Consider the following 17,762-nt stretch of genomic DNA (forward strand, 5'->3'; position numbering starts at 1 on the left):
GGCCTTGATCGGCATCACGCCATGACCTTGCCCCACCTCAGCTTCATCACCGGCTCCTCGCGCGGTCTCGGCGCCGCCCTCGCCGCACAGCGGCTTCACGAAGGGCATGAGGTCATCGGCATCGCTCGCCAGGCCTCGCCTGAATTGGCCGCGCTGGCCTCGGCCCGCGGGCTCACGCTCAGCCAGTGGACGCTCGACCTGGCCGACCCCGTGACGGCCGCGCAGCACTTGGCCGGCTGGCTGGTGAAGCAGGACGCCAAGGCCTTCGCCAGCGCCACCCTGATCAACAACGCCGGCGTCGTCACCACCCCCGGGCCGCTGGCCGACACGCCGCTGGTCGAAGCGGCGCAGGCCCTGCGCGTCGGCCTCGAAGCCGCGGTCCTGCTCACCGCCGCCTTTCTGCACGCCACGGCAAGCTGGCCGGTGCCGCGCAAGGTGCTCAACATCTCGTCGGGCCTGGGCCGGCGGGCGATGGCCGGCAGCGCCGTCTACTGCGCCGCCAAGGCCGGCATGGACCACTACACGCGGGCCGTGGCGCTGGAGCAGTCGGCCCTGCCCCACGGTGCGCGCATCGTCTCGTTGGCGCCCGGCGTGATCGACACCGACATGCAGGTGCAGCTGCGCGCGGCCAGCCCGGCGCGATTCCCGGAGCGCGAGCGCTTCATGCAGTTCAAGTCGCTGGGGCAGCTCGATTCGCCGGCCGTGGCGGCGGGCAAGGTGCTGGCCTACCTGGACCGGCCGGACTTCGGTCAGTCGCCGGTGGCCGACGTGCGGGACGCCTGATCGCCGCGCCGCATCAGAGCCGCAAGCCGCTGCGCGGCGCGGATGCCCTGGTCCTCGAAATTCACGTTGACGAGCACCTGCAGGTCGAAGACCTCCTCGGCGAGACTTTCGCTTCGCCCGGCAAGCTCCTTCAGTTCCTCCTCGCCGTATTCGTAGTTGAAGCGCTCCGACGAGGCCGACAGGCCCTTGGCGTTCCAGGTTTCGGCGTTGCGGCCATGCAGCCGCAGGACGGACAGCGCCGGGTTCGTCACCGCCCACACGCCCTGCGCGTAGTTGCCCACTCCCTGGGGCTCGTCCACGACGACGTGGGCCACGCCCAGCTCGCGTTCCCAGGCCAGCGTTCGATCGACCCGCTCTTCGCCGAACCAGGTCTGGTTGCGGAACTCCACCGCCAGCAGGTGCCCGGCCATGCGCTCGACGCAATGCTCGACATGCGCCTGCCACTCCCGCGATGAGGTGACCCAGGGCGCGAACTGGAAGTGCACGGCCTTGAGCTTGCCGGCCTCTTTCAGTGGCGCCAGGGCGTCGATGAAGCGCCTCCACAGCTCGTCTCTCAGGTCGGGTGGCAGGTCGGCGTAATAGTGGTTGCGCTGGCGGCCGGAAAGCGCAGGAAGCCACGGCTTCAGGTCCGGCGGGAAGACCTCCGGCGGCGTCTGGTGGCCGGTGAAGAGGCGAAAGGCCTTGACGTTGAACTCGAAGCCGGCGGGCGTGCGTTCGGCCCAGAGCGAGGCATGCTGGGGCTGCGGCAGCGCAAAGAAGCTGCTGTCCACCTCCACCAGCGGGAACTGGCTCGCGTAGTAGACGAGCCTCTGCTCTGCCGTGCTGCAGCCCCGGGGATAGAAGGCCTTGGACTTGATCAGCGAAGGGTCCGTCCAGCTGCAGGTGCCGACGCGGATGTTGCCCCGCGCGCCGACGGCCGGCGGCGTCTCGGGCGCGAACAGCATGCCCTGCGAGCGGTCCTGCAATGCACTCATCCCGCCATGATGCCGCCCGCGCGACACAAGTCGCAACGAAAAGAACGCTCGTCCAGTGTGGTGCTCCGGCCGAATCCCCCGGGCTGGCGCGCGTGCCGGCTGTCGGCAGCGTGGGAGCATTGATTTCATGCCTGACGAAGATCTACCGAGCCTGTTCACCTCGCCCAATCGCCGCGAACTCCTCAAGGGCTTCGCTGCACTCCCGTGGTTCGCCAACCTGTCGGGCTGCGGGGCCGGCGGATCGGGCCAGGGCGATGGCTCGGGCAACGGCGGAGGATCGGGCGGCGGTGGCGGCAACCGCGTCTTCATGCACCCCGGCCTGCTGCACACCGAGGACGATTTCACCCGCATGCGCGAGAAGGTGGCCGCCAATGCGCAACCCTGGATCTCCGGCTGGAACGCGCTGACGGCCAGCAGCCGCACCAACCTCGGCACGCCGAATCCGCAGGCCACCATCATCCGCGGCGGCGAGGGAGAGAACTTCCGCATCATGGTCGAGGACATGCTGCGGGCCTACCAGGGCGCGCTGCGCTGGAAGGTCTCCGGCGACAAGGCCTATGCCGACAAGGCCGTGCTGTACCTCGACTCCTGGGCGTCGACGATGACGACCCTCGGCGGCAATGCAGACCGCTTCCTGGCGGCCGGCATCTACGGCTACCAGTGGGCCAACGCGGCCGAGATCATGCGGACCTACGATGGCTGGTCCAAGGAAGGCGTCGCCCGCTTCCAGAAGTGGCTGCTGGACATCTTCTACCCGATGAGCCACGACTTCCTCGTCAACCACAACGGCGCGGACATCACCAACTACTGGGCCAACTGGGATCTCTGCAATATCACCAACATCCTGGCCATCGGGGTGTTCTGCGACCGGGTCGACCTCTACGACGAGGCCATCGCGTACTACAAGAACGGCCGGGGAAACGGGGCCTCGGCCCACAACGTCTACTGCTGGCACCCGGGGCATTTCGGCCAATGGCAGGAGGCCGGCCGCGACCAGGGCCACTCCACGCTCGGGCCGGCGCTGGCGGGGCCCCTGTGCGAGATGGCCTGGAACCAGGGCGACGACCTGTTCGGCCTGGACAACAACCGTTTCCTGGCCGGTGCCGAGTACGTGGCCAAGGCCAACCTGACGGACGCCAACGGCTCGTACTACGACATGCCCTTCTCCGTCTACGCGAATCGCCAGGGCACGATGACCATGATGTCCACCGGCGGGCGCCCTAACCTGCGCTACTGCTGGGAACTCATCTACCACCACTACGTCAACCGCAAGGGCCTGACGGCGCCCTGGGTGGCCCAGATGGCAACGCTGCTCAGGCCCGAGAAGGACGCCTGGAACGGCGACCAGCCCAGCATGGGCACGCTGACCTTCACCCGCGATCCGATCGCCACCGGCGCCGCGCCCAGCGGGCTCACGGCCCACGCCGCGAACGGCAGTGTGGAGCTGTCCTGGTGGGGCAGCGCCTATGCCACCGGGTACCAGGTCCAGCGGGCCACCTCGGCCAGCGGCCCGTTCACCACCCTCGGCTCGGTCACCGAGCCGCGCACCTGGACCGACAAGCCCGGCGACGGCGTCTGGCACTACCGGGTGGTGGCCACGACGGCGGGTGGCGATCTCGTCGGCACGAGCACCGAGCGAATCGCGCTGCCCACCGAACTGCGCCTGCACCTGCCACTGAACGAGGGCAGCGGCACCAGCGCCGCGGATGCCAGCGGCCACGGGCTCAAGGCCAGCCTGGCCACGGGCGCGTCGTGGGGCGCGGGCCGCATCTCCGGCAGTGCGCTGGCGCTGGACGGCACCAGCGGCCACCTCGTCCTGCCTCCGGGCGTGATGGCCGGCCTGAGCGACTTCACGCTTGCCGTCTGGGTCTACTGGAATGCCGCCTCGACTTTCGGCCGGGTGTTCGACTTCGGCTCGAGCGACATCGCCTACCTCGCTCTGATCCCGCGGGACAGCAGCGGCCGCCTGCGCTGCTCCATCTCCGGCACCACGTGGTACGGCGAGCAGACCATGGCCGCCGAGTCGGCGCTGCCGACCGGCCGGTGGGTGCACCTGGCCGTCACGCTGGCCGGCACGGTCGGCACCCTGTACGTCGACGGCACCGCCGCGGCCACCAACCCCGCGATCTCGTTCGCGCCTTTCCAGCTCGGTGACACCTCGCAGAACTGGCTCGGGCGTTCGCAGTACTCGGCGGACCCGTACTTCAACGGCCGCATGCAGGACCTGCGCCTGTACAGCGGGGCCCTGGGCGCCTCGCAGGTCGCCGCGTTGGCGAGGTGACGGCTTCCCGCGCGGGGCAGTGCAATCGTCCTACGCGGCGGCAGGCGGCAGGCCGACAGCCGATGTTCGGCCGCCGCGGTACGTTGGGGCACCACCTTCGCAGGAGACCATCGTGCTCTACACCATCGCGCTCATTCTTCTGATCCTGTGGGTCATCGGTGCCCTCGGTGCCTACACAGCGGGCGGCCTGCTCCACCTGCTGCTGGTCGCGGCCATCGTCATCGTGCTTTATCAGCTCATCACCGGCCGCCGGGCGCCGTGACGAACGAAAACCGCCCAACGCATTGACCAAGCGCCGTGCGGCCGGCTGGCCGCCCGGCGCTTCGTCTTCCCGCCCGCGGCAGGGGCAGGAGGCCGCCGGCTCAGCTCCTGAATTCGTCCGGCGCGATGCCGAACTTGCGAAGCTTGTCGTGCAGGGTCTGGCGCGCAATGCCCAGCGCGGCGGCGGTGGCAGGCGGATCGCCCGCATGGCGCCGCAACTCTTCGACGATCACCGCGCGCTCGAAGTGCTCCACCTGGTTCGGCAATCCCACGGGCAGGCCGGGCACCTCGCCGGCACGACGCGCCTGCGTCAGCCGGTCGCCCAGCAAGCCGAGCACGAAACGGTCCGCGACATTGCGCAGCTCGCGGACATTGCCAGGCCAGGCGTAGGCCATCAGGTCGGCCAGTTGCGCATGGCTCAGCAGCGGCGCCGCGCGCTCGTAGCGGCTGGCCGCCATCAGGGTGAAATGCTCGAAGAGCAGCGGGATGTCCTCGCGCCGCTCGCGCAGCGGCGGGAGCTCGATGATGGCCACGCCGATGCGGTAGTACAGGTCGGCCCTGAACTTGTGCTGGTCGCTCAAGGACTTCAGATCGTCCTTGCTCGCCGCGACCACCCGGCAGTCGAAGGCGATCGGCTTGTTCGAGCCGATGCGTTCGATGCTGCGCTCCTGCAGGGCGCGCAGCAGCTTGATCTGCACGGCCATCGGCATGCTCTCGATCTCGTCGAGGAACAAGGTGCCGCCGTGCGCATGCTCGAACTTGCCGATCCTCACCTTGTTGGCGCTGGTGAACGCGCCGGGCTCGTGACCGAAGAGTTCGCTCTCGGCCAGCGCCTCGGGCAGCCCGCCGCAATTGAGCGGCACGAAGTGCTGGCGCCGGCGTTCGCTGTGGTCGTGCAGGCAGCGCGCGACGAGTTCCTTGCCGGTCCCGGTCTCGCCGTAGATCAGCACATCGGCAGACGTTTCGGCCAGCGTCATCACCGTGCGGCGGACCTGCTGCATCTGCGCCGACCGGCCTATCAGCACCGCCTGGATGCCGTGCCAGTTGTCCAGCGCATCCCTCAGCACGCGCACCTGCAGGGCCAGCTGACGACGCTCGACCGCGTGGCGGACGATGGCGACCAGCCGCTCGGAGGTGAACGGCTTCTCGATGAAGTCGTAGGCACCTTCGCGCATGGCCTCCACCGCCATGGCGATGTGGCCGTGACCGGTCACCAGCACGACCGGGATCTCGGGATCGACCTGGCGGATCTGGCGCAGCCAGTCGGTGCCGCTCAGGCCCGGCAGGCGGACATCGCAGACGACGACCGCCGGCAGGCCGAAGGCGATCAGCGGCCGCGCCCTCTCGGCGCTGGCGAACGACTCCACCTGGAACCCGTTCAGCGACAAGGCCTGCTCGGTGCTCGCACGGACGTCGTCGTCGTCCTCGATCAGCAGGACCCGGATGGAAGGGCCTTCACTCACGTTCGGTCTGCTCCTCGGAGGGGGCACTCGGAAGATCGACCGTGAAGCAGGCACCGCCTTCTTCCCGGTTGCTGGCGCGAAGCGTGCCGCCGGCGCCTCGCACCAGTTGCGCTGAAATGACCAGCCCCAGGCCGAGGCCGGCACCGGCCGGCTTGCTGCTCACGAAAGGCTCGAACAGCCGCGGCAGGATGTCCGGCCGGATGCCGGGACCGGTATCGGTCACCGTCACGATCGCGCGCTCGCCCTGGGCCGCGGCCTCGACGCGCAGCAGCCTTCGAGGCGAGCCCTGCATCGCGTCGATCGCATTGCGCATCAGGTTGCTCAGCAGGCTGCCGACGGCCGCCTCGTCGGCCATCACGCCCAGGTCGGCCGGCCGAACGTCGACCTCGACCTGGACGTCGTGCTCCTTCAGCTCGGCGGCCAGCAGCGCCTGGGTGTCCGCAATGCTGCGCACGAGCGGCACGGCCTGCGGCGGCAACTCGCTCTTGTGCGCGAAGGTCTTGAGGCGCGAGGTCAGGCGCGCCAGGCGATCCACCAGGCCGGAGATGCGCTGCAGGTTGCCGCGCACTTCCTCGCGCCTGTCGTGCTCCAGCAGCAGGCAGGCGCTTTCGGACAGGGTCCGCAGTGCGGTCAGCGGCTGGTTCAACTCATGCACCATGCCGGCCGACATCTGCCCCAGCGCGGCCATCTTGCCGGCATGCACCAGGTCGCTCTGAGCCGCCCGCAACTGCGCTGTGCGAGCGACGACGGTGGATTCGAGGTTGTCGTGCGCGGCCTGCAATGCGGCCTGGCTCGCGAGCTTCTGGCGCACCGCCCGGCGGCGTTGCCACAGCGTCACCGCCACCAGCAGCAACACCGCCATGGCCAGGCTCGCCGTGATGGCCGCGTAGCGCGCCGCGGCCCGCACCGGAGCCATGTCGTCGAGGGCGACCAGGCGCCAGGCGGCGCGTTGCAGCGTGCGGGTGGAAGCGAGCTGCGCGACGCCGTCCAGGCTGACCAGCTGGGTATCGGTCGCCAGCACCTGCAGCGGCTTCCATGACAGCGGGGTCAGCGGCGCTTCGCCGTAGGGGCGCGAGCGCTGGACCTCGCTGCGCTGGGCTGCATCGAGCGGCGTGATCGGCCGGTACTTGAGCTCGTCTCGCGTCGACAGGATGACGACGCCGCGCTCGTCGATCAGCAGCACATGGCCCGGCAGCTTGCGCCACGCGTTCTCGGCCTGCTCGATGTTGATCTTCACCGCCGCCACGCCACGCACGCCCTCGCCGCGCCGCAACGCGTACGAAAGGTAGTAGCCGGGCCTGCGGCTGGTGATGCCCACGCCATAGAAGCGGCCTCGTCCGTACTTGACCGCGTCGCTGACATAAGGCCGGAACGACAGGTCCTGCCCGACCGTCGTGCCCGGCTGGTCCCAGTCCGAAGCCGCGACCGAGGTGCCGCTGCGGTCGAGCACGTACAGCATCTCGGCCCCGACGGTCGCGTTCACGCCGTTCAGGTAACGGTTGGCCGCGTCGCGCAGAACCGGGCTGGCGGGTGCCTCCAGCAGCGCCGGCACCACCGGTGACATCTCGAGCAGCGCCGGCAGGTAGTCGAAGCGGGCCAGGTCGGCATCGAGACCGCTTTCGAGCATGTCCAGCCGATGCTCTGCCGCTTCACGCAGGCGGGACAGGCCGGTCTGCAACGCTATCTCGTGCCCGCCGTATGCCGCCGCCGCCACCAGGGCCAGCGCCGCGCACCAACGCGGCAGGCCGCGCCAGCGTCTCGCACGCGGGGCAGACGGAGGGGGTCGCAGTGCCGGCGCCAGTGAACTCATGGGCGAGGCATCGTACAGCGCGCCCCTCGCCACGGCATACCCTCGGTTCACGGGCAGGGCCCTCACGCGTACTTCAACTCGCCGGTCTTGCCGCGGAACACGCGGTACGAGAAGACCGTGTAGCCGGCGATCGCCGGCACCGAGATGCAGGTGCCGATCAGGATCACCTTGAGCGCCGCGGGGCTGCTCGCCGCCTGCCAGACCGTCAGCTGATCGAGCACGACGTAGGGGTAGATGCTGTACGCCAGGCCGAGGAAGCCGAGCACGAACACGAGCACCAGCAGCACGAAGGGCAGCCAGCACACCGGCCCGCGCACCTGCCGCGTGCCGAGCAGGCCGCGCACCGCGAGCAGGCTCACGCCGCACATCAGGGGGATCGCCACCAGCGCGATCATCTCGGGCAGCGAGAACCAGCGCTGGCGCACCGTCTCGCTGACCCACGGCGTGGCCATCGAGATCAGCACCAGGCCACCGACCATCGGCGCCCAGGCGATCCTGGCCCACTGCACCGCCCGTTCCTGCAACTCGCCCTCGGTCTTCATGATCAGCCAGGTGGCGCCCATCAGCACGTAGGCCATCGGCAGCGCGGCCGCGATCGCGGCGGCGAACAGCGGATAGTTCCAGCCGCTGCCGAAGCCGCTGACATAGCGCCCGAGCATCCAGCCCTGCGCCACCGCAGCCAGGGTCGAGCCGGCGAAGAAGAGGCGATCCCAGGTCTTCTTGTGCGTGTCCTTGGCCTTGACGCGAAAGTCGAAGGCGACGCCGCGCAGCGTCAACCCGACCAGCATCAGCGCGACGGGCAGGTACAGCTCCCCGAGCACGAGGCCATGCGCCTTCGGGAAGGCAATCAGCAGGATGCCCACGCCCAGCACCAGCCAGGTTTCGTTGGCGTCCCAGAACGGGCCGATCGACGCGATCAGCACGTCCTTCTCGGCGTCGGTGGCGCGATGCATCAGCATGCCCACGCCCAGGTCGTAGCCGTCGCTGACCACGTAGACCAGCATCGACAGGCCCATCAGCGCCATGAAGATGACCGGCAGCATGGAGTCGAAGCTCATCAAGGTCATTGGTGCACCCTCATGCGCCGCTCCCCGCGGGCAGCACCGGCGAGGTCGCCGCACCGGCGGGAGTCGCGGCCTGCTCGCGGCTTTCCATCTCCAGCACTTCCTCGGGCTTCTCCGCCATGTACTTGAGCACGCTGACATAGGCCACGATGAGCGCCAGGTAGAGCAGGAGGTACAGCGTCAGCGTCAGGCCGATCATGGACGTCGTGGGCACCTTCGAGGCGACGTCTGCGGTGCGCACCAGTCCATAGACGATGAAGGGCTGGCGGCCGATCTCGGTGACGTACCAGCCGGCGACCGTGGCCACCCAGCCGGAAAACGTCATGCCGGCCAGGACCCACATCAGCGCCCGCGGCAGCCGCTCGACCCGCCACCCCGCGCGCCGGTAGAGCCACCAGCCGGCCCAGCTGGTCGCCAGCATCAGCAGGCCCATGCCGACCATCGCGCGAAAGGCGAAGAACAGCGGCAGCGGCGGCGGATGCCGGTCGCGGAACTCATCGAGGCCCTTGATCTCGCCCTCGACCTCGTGGGTGAGGATGACGCTGGCCAGCTTCGGGACCTCGATGGCGAAATGGTTGCTGCGGGTCTGGCTGTCGGGAATGGCGAACAACAGCAGCGGGGCCCCGCGCTCGGTCTGCCACACCCCCTCCATCGCGGCGATCTTGGCCGGCTGGTGGTGCAAGGTGTTCAGGCCGTGCAGGTCGCCGACGAAGATCTGCACCGGGATCAGCAGCGCCGCCAGCGTCAGGCCCACACGCAGCATGCGAGGAGCCGACCGTTGAGCCTGCCCGTGCAACAACTGCCACGAACTCAGGCCCGCCACGAGGAAGGCACAAGTCAGCGCCGAGGCCAGCACCATGTGCGTGAAGCGGTACGGAAAAGACGGGTTGAAGATGACCTCGAACCAGCTTCTCACGTGGTAGACGCCGTCGACGATCTCGTGGCCCGCCGGCGTCTGCATCCACGAGTTCAAGGCCAGGATCCAGAACGCGCTGAGAGTCGTTCCGAAAGCGACGAAGAAGGTCGACATCAGGTGCACGCGTTCGCTGACCTTGCCGTGGCCGAACAGCATCACGCCCAGGAACCCGGCCTCGAGGAAGAAGGCCGTCAGCACCTCGTAGCCCAGCAGCGGCCCGGCGATGTTGCCGACCATCTCCATGAAGCCCGGCCAGTTGGTGCCGAACTGGAAGCTCATCGTGATGCCGCTGACCACCCCGAGCGCGAACGTCAGGGCGAAGACCTTGGTCCAGAAGCGGTAGGCATCGAGCCAGCCCTGGGCGGCCACCCGGTCGGCCCCATGCCGGGTGCCCAGCCATCGCAACCGCAGGAACAACAGCAGCCAGCCCATGCCGATGCTGATCGTCGGGAACAGGATGTGAAAGGTGATGTTGGCCGCGAACTGCATGCGGGCCAGAAGCAGCGCGTCCATCATCACCCTCCTGCTACTTGCTGCGCGAGCTCGCCGGGGCGGAGCCGCCCTGCTGAAGGGCATCCGACATGCCTATCAGCACCCCGCTGACGAAGGTCGAGTAGCTGTCCAGCATCGCCTGCGAGGCGCGCAGGCCGAGCGCACGACCCTGGCGAAGGTTGCCCTGCGCGCTCTCCATCAGGTCGCTCATGGTCGCGCTGGCCTGGGCGCCGGTTCCGGTGCCCTTGCCCTGGGCGGCCTTCAGCACCTGGGCCCACAGGCCTTCGAGCGAGGCCTGCGAGCCCTCGGCCGCCTTGCGAAGCGCCGCGAACAGCGCGTCCTCCATCTTCTCGATGTCCGCGAGCGCCTTCTTGACCTGCGTCTGCTGCAGGTCCGCCCCCTGGTCGACCATCTGCTGCAGCGCCTTGCGGTTCGCCTGCACCGCCATCTCCAGGGCGCCATCCATGCCGGCGACCGCCTTGGCCAGCAGCTTCTCGACGTCCGCCGAAGGCAGCGCGCTGCTCGCCGCGCCGGTCGAGGCGGCCTTGGCGACCGTGTTCAGCACCTGCCGGATGTTGGCGAGGCTGAGCTCGCGTCCCTGCAGGGCCTTCAAGGTCGCTTCGGTGACGGCCTTGCGGACCGCTTCGCCCTGCCTGGCGCTGGCTTCGGAGAACTTGGTGATCAGGGCGTCCTGATCGATGCCGTGCTTGATCATGGGCCTTCTTTCATTGCATGTGCTGACCGCCGTTGATGGCGATGTTGGCTCCCGTGACGAACGCCGCCTCCTCCGAGGCGAGGTAGATGATGAGGCCGGCGACCTCTTCCGGCTTGCCCAGGCGCCCGACCGGAATGTGCGGCAGGATCTTGCTGTCCAGCACTTCCTTCGGGATCGCGGTGACCATCTTGGTACCGATGTAGCCCGGGGAGATGGTGTTGACGGTCACGTTCTTCCTCGCGACCTCGAGCGCCAGCGCCTTGGTGAAGCCGTGCACGCCGGCCTTGGCCGCCGAATAGTTGGTCTGGCCGAAGGCGCCCTTGGAGCCGTTGACCGAAGAGACGTTGATGATGCGGCCCCAGTTGCGCTCGACCATGCTGTCGGCGACCTGCTTGGTCATGTTGAACAGGCTGTCGAGGTTGGTGCGCAGCACCGCGTCCCAGTTGACCTTGTCCATCTTCTTGAAGGTCATGTCGCGGGTGATGCCGGCGTTGTTGACCAGCACGTCGATCGGGCCGAGCTTCTGCTGGACCTCGGCCACCGCCCGCCCGCAGGAGTCGAAGTCGGCCACGTCGCAGGGCACCGCGAGGATGGCGTAGCCGTTGGCCTCCATCTGGGCCAGCCAGTCGGCATGGGTCTTGTTGCCGGGCGAATAGGTCACGGCCACCTTGTAGCCCGCATCGACCATCTTGGTCGAGATCGTTTCCCCCAGGCCGCCCATGCCGCCGGTCACCAGCACCACTCGTTGTTGAGTCATTTCCTTGCTCCTTGGTTGATGAAGATTCGGTGTCAGGCGCGTTCGACGGCCATCGCCACGCCCATGCCGCCGCCGATGCACAGCGAGGCCAGGCCCTTGTTGGCGCCCCGGCGGCGCATCTCGTGCAGCAGCGTGACCAGCACCCGGCAGCCCGAGGCACCTATCGGATGTCCGATCGCAATGGCGCCTCCGTTGACGTTGATGCGGCTGATGTCCCAGCCCATCTCCTGGTTGACCGCGCAGGCCTGGGCGGCGAAGGCTTCGTTGATCTCCATGAGGTCGAGGTCCTGCGCGCTCCAGCCGGCCTTCTTCAGGCACAGCCGGGAGGCCGGCACCGGGCCCATGCCCATGATCGAAGGGTCGAGGCCGGCGCTGGCGTAGGCGCGTATCACGGCCAGCGGCTGCAGCCCCAGCTCGGCGGCCCGCTTGGCGGACATCACGAGCACCGCCGCCGCGCCGTCGTTCAGGCCCGAGGCGTTGCCTGCCGTCACCGAACCGGACTTGTCGAAGGCCGGGCGCAGGCCGGCCAACGCGTCGGCGTTGGTCTTGCGGTTGACGAATTCGTCCGCCGCAAAGACGATCGGATCGCCCTTCTTCTGCGGGAGGGTGAAGGGCAGGATCTCGTCGTCGAATCGCCCGGCTTCCTGCGCGGCGGCGGCCTTCTGCTGCGACGCGAGCGCCAATGCATCCTGCATGTCGCGCGTGATGCCGAACTTCTTCGCGACGTTCTCGGCCGTCGTCCCCATGTGGTACTGGTTGTAGACGTCCCACAGGCCGTCGTTGATCATCGAGTCGACCAGCTTCCACTCGCCCATGCGGTTGCCTTCGCGCGAGTTCAGCAGCACGTGGGGCGAGGCGCTCATGTTCTCCTGGCCGCCGGCGATGACGATCTCGGCGTCACCGCATTGCACGGCCTGGGCGGCCAGCATGACCGCCTTCAGGCCCGAGCCGCAGACCTTGTTGATCGTCATGGCCGGCACCGACGGCGGCAGGCCCGCCTTGATCACGGACTGGCGCGCGGGGTTCTGCCCCGAGCCGGCGGTCAGCACCTGCCCCAGGATGACCTCCGAGATGGCGTCGCCGGGGACACCGGTCTTGGCCAGCAGCCCCTTGATCACATGGGCGCCGAGCTCGGGCGCCGCGGTCTTGGCGAGCGTGCCGCCGAACTTGCCCACGGCCGTGCGTTGGGCGGCCACGATCACGATGTCGGTCATGAGAATCTCCTGAGGTTGAAGGGACGAAGGCGGCGCGGGCTCACTCGGCCCGCTCCTTGACATAGCGGCCAGGCGCCGGCTCGATGACAGGAAACTCGGCGTTGCCGGCCCGGCGCGGCGCGGCGGCGAGGGCGCCGGCGTGATGGCCCAGCCACTCGGTCCACGCCGGCCACCAGCTGCCTTCGACGCTTTGCGCGGCTTCCATCCACGCCTGCGCTTGCGGCTGAAGCTCGGCGGTCCAGTAATTGCGCTTGCGCTTGGCCGGCGGGTTGATCACGCCGGCGATGTGGCCGCTGGCGCCGAGGACGAATTGCGTCTCGCCTCCCAGCAGGCCGGTGCTCGCATAGGCCGTCTGCCAGGGCACGATGTGGTCCTCGCGCGAGGCATAGACGAAGGCTGGCACCTCGATGCTCGAGAGATCCACCGGCACGCCGCATTGCACCGTTCCGCCGGGCTCGCGCAGCCGGTTCTCGAGGTAGGTCTGGCGCAGGTACCAGCAATACATCGGGCCCGGCAGGTTGGTGTCGTCGCTGTTCCAGAACAGCAGGTCGAAGGCGCGTGGCGCCTGGCCCTTGAGGTAGCCGTTGACGACGTAGGGCCAGATCAGGTCGTTGGCGCGCAGCGCCGCGAACACCTGCGCCAGCTCGCGCCCGTGCAGGAGCCCGCCCCGGCCTATGCTCGATTCGCGTGCGGCCACCATCGCCTGGTCGACCATGAGGCCGAGCTCGCCGGTGTCCGAGAAGTCGAGCATCGTCGTCAGCAGCGTCAGGCTGGACGCCGGCTGCTCGCCGCGCGCCACCGCCACCGCCAGCGCGCTCGCGAGCAAGGTGCCGCCGATGCAGAAGCCGAGCGTATCGACCTTGTCGGAACGGCGGATCCGGCGCGAGACCGACAAGGCCTGCAGCACGCCCTGCTCGATGTAGTCGTCCCAGGTCAGGTGGCCTTGCGCCTTGCCGACGTTGCGCCACGACACGAGGAACACGGTGTGGCCGGCCGCCACCGCGTGGGCGACGAGCGAGTTCTCGGGCTGCAGGTCGAGGATGTAGAACTTGTTGATGCACGGCGGCACGATGACCAGCGGCCGCTTGTGCACCTGGGCCGTCACCGGGGCGTACTGGACGAGCTGCATCAGCTCGTTCTCGAACACCACGCTGCCGGGGGTCGTTGCGAGGTTGCGGCCGACCTCGAAGGCCGTGCCGTCGGACATCGAGATGCGTCCCTTGGCCAGGTCGTCGAGGAACAGGCGCGCCCCCTCCAGCAGGCTCGCGCCACCGCTTTGCATCGCGAGCTGAAGCGCCTCGGGGTTGCTGGCCAGGGCATTGGCCGGGTTCATCGCATCGGTCACCTGGCGCAGCGCGAATCCCCATTGCGCCTTGCTGCGCTCGTCGAGCGGGGCGGCGCCCAGCGTGCTGCTCATCAGCTTCGCGAATTGCTGGTGTCCGATCCTGAGCTGCTCGAACCAGCCGAACGGGTCGGTGCCCTTCTGAAGATCGATCATGGTTCGGCCCGTTCAGTGCAGCTTGACGTGCGGCTCGGTGCGCCGCGTGATCAGGCGCGCCAGCGTGTCGAGCGCGACCTTGAAGAAGCCGTGCAGGGCGAACTCGTGCATCTTGTAGAGCGACACGTACATCAGGCGCGCAAAGGCGCCTTCGATCATCAGGCTGCCGCCGATCAGGCCGCCCATCATGTTGCCGACGGTGCTGAACTCGCCCAGCGACACCAGCGAGCCGAAGTCGCGGTAGCGATAGGGCTTGAGCGGCCGCCCCGACAGGCGCCGGTAGATCTGCGCCGCCATGTGGGAGGCCTGCTGGTGCGAGGCCTGTGCGCGCGGCGGGACCAGGCCGCCCTTGCCCCCGTTGGCCTGCGGCCATTCACAGGCAGCGCAATCGCCGATCGCGAAGATGTCGTCGTCGCGGGTGGTCTGCAGGGTCGGGCGCACCACGAGCTGGTTGATGCGGTTGGTCTCCAGGCCGGCGATGTCCTTCAGGAAGTCGGCCGCCTTCACGCCGGCCGCCCAGACGACCAGTTCCGCCGGCAGGATTCGCCCATCGGCCAGGCGCACGCCATCGGGCAGCACCTCGGCCACCTTGGCGCTCGTATGGACCTCGACGCCGAGCTTGCGCAGAAGATCCACCGTCGCCTGCGAAAGGCGCGGCGGCAGCGCGGGCAGCACCCGGTCGGCGGCCTCGATCAGGCTGACCTGGATGTCCTTGTCCGCATCCACCCGGTCCAGGCCGAAGGCCACCACTTCGCGCGTCGTGCGGTGCAGCTCCGCCGCGAGCTCGACCCCGGTGGCCCCGGCGCCGATGATCGCCACATGCAGTTGCTCCGGCCGCACCGGCGTGGCCTGGGCGTGGGCGCGGATGCAGGCATTGACCATGCGGGCATGGAAGCGCTGGGCATCGGCCTTCGACTCCAGCTTCAGCGCGTGCGCCGCGACGCCGGGCGTGCCGAAGTCGTTGCTCAGGCTGCCCAGCGCGATCACCAGCGTGTCGTAGCCGAACACCCGCTCGGGCGTCACCTCCCTGCCCTCGTCGTCCAGGTAGGGGGCCACCCGCACCTCGCGGCGCGTGCGGTCCAGCCCGATCATCTCGCCGATCCTGAACCGGAAGTGGTGCCAGTGCGCCTGGGCCAGGTAGTCGACCTCGTGGGCGCTCAGGTCCATGCTGCCCGAGGCGATCTCGTGCAGCTTGGGCTTCCACACATGGGTGCGGTTCTTGTCGATCAGCGTGATGTCGGCCCGGCCGCGCCTGCCCAGCGAGTCGCCCAGGCTCGTCGCCAGCTCGAGCCCGCCGGCACCGCCGCCGACGATGACGATGCGGTGCCTGGTTGGCGGGTTGCTCATGGTGCGGTCCCCGAACGCAAGGGTTGCATCGGCTCAGCGCGCCGCGGCTGCGGGCAGGCGAGAAGCTTCGGCGGGCATGCGCGGCGCCGAGCCGACCGGCATGTGCGCCTCGGTCGCGTCGAGCACCTGTTCCGGCTCGTCGGCTTCTATCGCCGTCTCGTTGTTCAGGTGCCTCTGCATGCGGGCGGTGTCGAGGTCCCCGGTCCACTTGGCGACCACCACGGTGGCGACGCCGTTGCCGATCAGGTTGGTCAGCGCGCGGGCCTCCGACATGAAGCGGTCGATGCCGAGGATCAGCGCCAGCCCCGCCACCGGCACATGGCCCACCGCGGACAAGGTGGCTGCCAGCACGATGAAGCCGCTGCCGGTCACGCCGGCCGCGCCCTTGGAGGTCAACAGCAGCACCAGCAGCAAGGTGAGCTGCTGGGTCAGCGTCATCGGCGTGTTCGTCGCCTGGGCGATGAAGACCGCCGCCATCGTGAGGTAGATGGAGGTGCCGTCGAGGTTGAACGAGTAGCCGGTCGGGATGACCAGGCCCACCACCGACTTCTTCGCGCCCAGGTTCTCGAGCTTGGCCATCATGCGCGGCAGCACCGATTCGCTCGACGAGGTGCCCAGCACGATCAGCAGCTCCTCCTTGATGTACTTGATGAACTTCCAGATCGAGAAGCCGTGGAAGCGCGCGATCGAGCCGAGCACGACGAAGATGAAGAACAGGCAGGTCGCGTAGAAAGTGGCCATCAGCTGGCCCAGCTGCAGCAAGGAGGACACGCCGTACTTGCCGATCGTGAAGGCCATCGCGCCGAAGGCGCCTATCGGGGCCACCTTCATGATGTAGCCGACGATGACGAACAGCACGTGCGAGAACTTCTCGATGAAGTCGAACACCAGCGTTCCGCGGCCGCCGAACTTGTGCAGCGCGAAGCCGAACATCACCGCGAACAGCAGCACCTGCAGGATCTCGCCCTTGGCGAAGGCATCGACCACCGTGCTCGGGATCACGTTGAGGATGAACTCGGTGGTGCTGGCCATCTTGCCCGGGCCGGTGTAGGCCGCGATGCCCTTGGTGTCGAGCGTGCTGGCGTCGATGTTCATCCCGCTGCCCGGCTGCACGATGTTGATGATCAGCAGGCCGACGACCAGCGCGATGCTGCTGACGACCTCGAAGTACAGCAGCGCCAGGCCGCCGGTCTTGCCGACCTTCTTCATGTCCTCCATGCCGGCGATGCCGACCACGACGGTGCAGAAGATGATCGGCGCGATGATCATCTTGATCAGCTTGATGAAGCCGTCGCCGAGCGGCTTCATCGCTTCACCCGTCTGCGGGTAGAAGTGGCCCAGGAGCACGCCGATGACGATGGCGGTGATGACCTGGAAGTACAGCGACTTGTAGAACGGCTTGGATACGGGTTGGTGGTCCACGAAGCTCTCCTTGGGAATGCAATGAATGGCTTCAGACGCCGGCCGCCAGGGCGTGGCCGTCGGCGTGGTCACTGGAGCGCACGAGCGGGCCGCAGGCCGCATGGGCGAAACCCATCGCCCGAGCCCGCGCCGCCAGCGCGTCGAACTGCTCCGGGGCCACGTAGCGCTGCACCGGCAGGTTGCCGGCGCGCGGCTGCAGGTACTGGCCGACGGTCAGCATGTCGACGCCGTGCAGGCGCAGGTCCTGCAGCACCTCGGACACTTCGCGGTCGGTTTCACCCAGGCCCAGCATCAGGCCGGACTTGGTCGGCACCTGCGGGCAGCGCTGCTTGAAGGACTCCAGCAGCTGCAGCGAATGGCCGTAGTCCGCCCCCGGACGCGCCTGGCGGTAAAGGCGCGGCACCGTCTCGAGGTGGTGGTTCATCACGTCCGGCGGGTCGGCGGCCAGGATGTCCAGCGCAATCGTCGCGCGGCCCCGGAAGTCCGGCGTCAGCACTTCGATGCGCGTGGCAGGCGACTGCCGGCGCACGGCGCGGATGCATTCGACGAAATGCGTGGCGCCGCCGTCGTGAAGATCGTCGCGGTCCACGCTGGTGATCACGACGTGCTCCAGGCCCAGGTGCGCCACCGTGTCCGCCAGGTGCTGCGGCTCCAGCGGATCGGGCGGCAAGGGCTGGCCGTGGGCCACGTCGCGAAACGGGCAACGGCGGGTGCTCAGGCCACCCAGCACCATGAAGGTGGCCGTGACCTCGGTGACAACGGAAT

Annotated in this window: 14 protein-coding genes and 1 pseudogene; 3 read left to right on the top strand and 12 right to left on the bottom strand. The window is 68.5% G+C overall.

The annotated features are described in order from the left end of the window. Positions 1-21: 21 nt before the first annotated feature. Positions 22-783: an SDR family NAD(P)-dependent oxidoreductase gene (locus ACS5PM_RS01470; protein WP_439384674.1), complete on the top strand. Its 762-nt coding sequence runs from the start codon at positions 22-24 to the stop codon at positions 781-783. On the opposite strand, the gene ACS5PM_RS01475 is transcribed toward ACS5PM_RS01470, so the two are convergent. Continuing rightward, positions 750-1,757, bottom strand: coding sequence for a DUF72 domain-containing protein (locus ACS5PM_RS01475; RefSeq protein ID WP_439384676.1), 1,008 nt, complete (start codon positions 1,755-1,757; stop codon positions 750-752). The two genes, ACS5PM_RS01470 and ACS5PM_RS01475, sit on opposite strands and share 34 nt — an antisense overlap. A gap of 127 nt (positions 1,758-1,884) precedes the next feature. Between ACS5PM_RS01475 and ACS5PM_RS01480 the strand changes: the two genes are divergently transcribed. After that, positions 1,885-4,038 (top strand): LamG-like jellyroll fold domain-containing protein, encoded by a 2,154-nt coding sequence (locus ACS5PM_RS01480; RefSeq protein WP_439384678.1) that lies wholly within the window; start codon positions 1,885-1,887, stop codon positions 4,036-4,038. A gap of 112 nt (positions 4,039-4,150) precedes the next feature. Then, positions 4,151-4,300 (top strand): lmo0937 family membrane protein, encoded by a 150-nt coding sequence (locus ACS5PM_RS01485; protein WP_439384680.1) that lies wholly within the window; start codon positions 4,151-4,153, stop codon positions 4,298-4,300. 100 nt (positions 4,301-4,400) lie between these two features. Here the strand turns inward: ACS5PM_RS01485 and ACS5PM_RS01490 are convergent, their stop codons facing one another. The 11 genes and pseudogenes from ACS5PM_RS01490 to lipA form a co-directional block, all read right to left on the bottom strand. Further along, positions 4,401-5,762 carry a sigma-54-dependent transcriptional regulator gene (locus tag ACS5PM_RS01490; RefSeq protein WP_439384683.1) on the bottom strand — a complete coding sequence of 454 codons (1,362 nt, stop codon included), beginning with the start codon at positions 5,760-5,762 and terminating at the stop codon, positions 4,401-4,403. Continuing rightward, positions 5,755-7,572: a sensor histidine kinase gene (locus tag ACS5PM_RS01495; RefSeq protein ID WP_439384685.1), complete on the bottom strand. Its 1,818-nt coding sequence runs from the start codon at positions 7,570-7,572 to the stop codon at positions 5,755-5,757. The genes ACS5PM_RS01490 and ACS5PM_RS01495 overlap by 8 nt, the downstream gene beginning before the upstream one ends. Before the next feature lie 62 nt (positions 7,573-7,634). After that, the gene (locus ACS5PM_RS01500) at positions 7,635-8,630 is read right to left on the bottom strand and encodes a cytochrome d ubiquinol oxidase subunit II (protein WP_439384687.1); all 996 of its coding nucleotides are present in this window, start codon (positions 8,628-8,630) and stop codon (positions 7,635-7,637) included. Positions 8,631-8,649: 19 nt separating this feature from the next. Further along, a complete protein-coding gene (locus ACS5PM_RS01505) occupies positions 8,650-10,065 on the bottom strand; it encodes a cytochrome ubiquinol oxidase subunit I (RefSeq protein ID WP_439384689.1) in 1,416 nt (471 codons plus the stop codon). A gap of 13 nt (positions 10,066-10,078) precedes the next feature. Next, positions 10,079-10,759 carry a DUF6781 family protein gene (locus ACS5PM_RS01510; RefSeq protein WP_439384691.1) on the bottom strand — a complete coding sequence of 227 codons (681 nt, stop codon included), beginning with the start codon at positions 10,757-10,759 and terminating at the stop codon, positions 10,079-10,081. Positions 10,760-10,769: 10 nt separating this feature from the next. After that, positions 10,770-11,516 (bottom strand): acetoacetyl-CoA reductase, encoded by a 747-nt coding sequence (phbB, locus tag ACS5PM_RS01515; protein WP_439384693.1) that lies wholly within the window; start codon positions 11,514-11,516, stop codon positions 10,770-10,772. A gap of 32 nt (positions 11,517-11,548) precedes the next feature. Beyond that, positions 11,549-12,730: an acetyl-CoA C-acetyltransferase gene (locus tag ACS5PM_RS01520; RefSeq protein WP_439384695.1), complete on the bottom strand. Its 1,182-nt coding sequence runs from the start codon at positions 12,728-12,730 to the stop codon at positions 11,549-11,551. A gap of 40 nt (positions 12,731-12,770) precedes the next feature. After that, positions 12,771-14,228: a PHA/PHB synthase family protein gene (locus tag ACS5PM_RS01525; RefSeq protein WP_439384697.1), complete on the bottom strand. Its 1,458-nt coding sequence runs from the start codon at positions 14,226-14,228 to the stop codon at positions 12,771-12,773. Between the two features lie 12 nt (positions 14,229-14,240). After that, complete coding sequence (locus ACS5PM_RS01530) at positions 14,241-15,575, bottom strand: NAD(P)/FAD-dependent oxidoreductase (RefSeq protein ID WP_439384699.1); 1,335 nt, start codon at positions 15,573-15,575, stop codon at positions 14,241-14,243. Positions 15,576-15,608: 33 nt separating this feature from the next. Next, positions 15,609-17,099: a dicarboxylate/amino acid:cation symporter gene (locus ACS5PM_RS01535; RefSeq protein WP_439384701.1), complete on the bottom strand. Its 1,491-nt coding sequence runs from the start codon at positions 17,097-17,099 to the stop codon at positions 15,609-15,611. Next, a pseudogene (gene lipA, locus ACS5PM_RS01540) lies at positions 17,029-17,742 on the bottom strand (lipoyl synthase); the annotation flags it as partial. The pseudogene lipA and the gene ACS5PM_RS01535, both read right to left, overlap by 71 nt. Positions 17,743-17,762 lie beyond the last annotated feature (20 nt).

The organism is Ideonella flava, from assembly GCF_051857595.1.
Lineage (GTDB): Bacteria > Pseudomonadota > Gammaproteobacteria > Burkholderiales > Burkholderiaceae_C > Ideonella.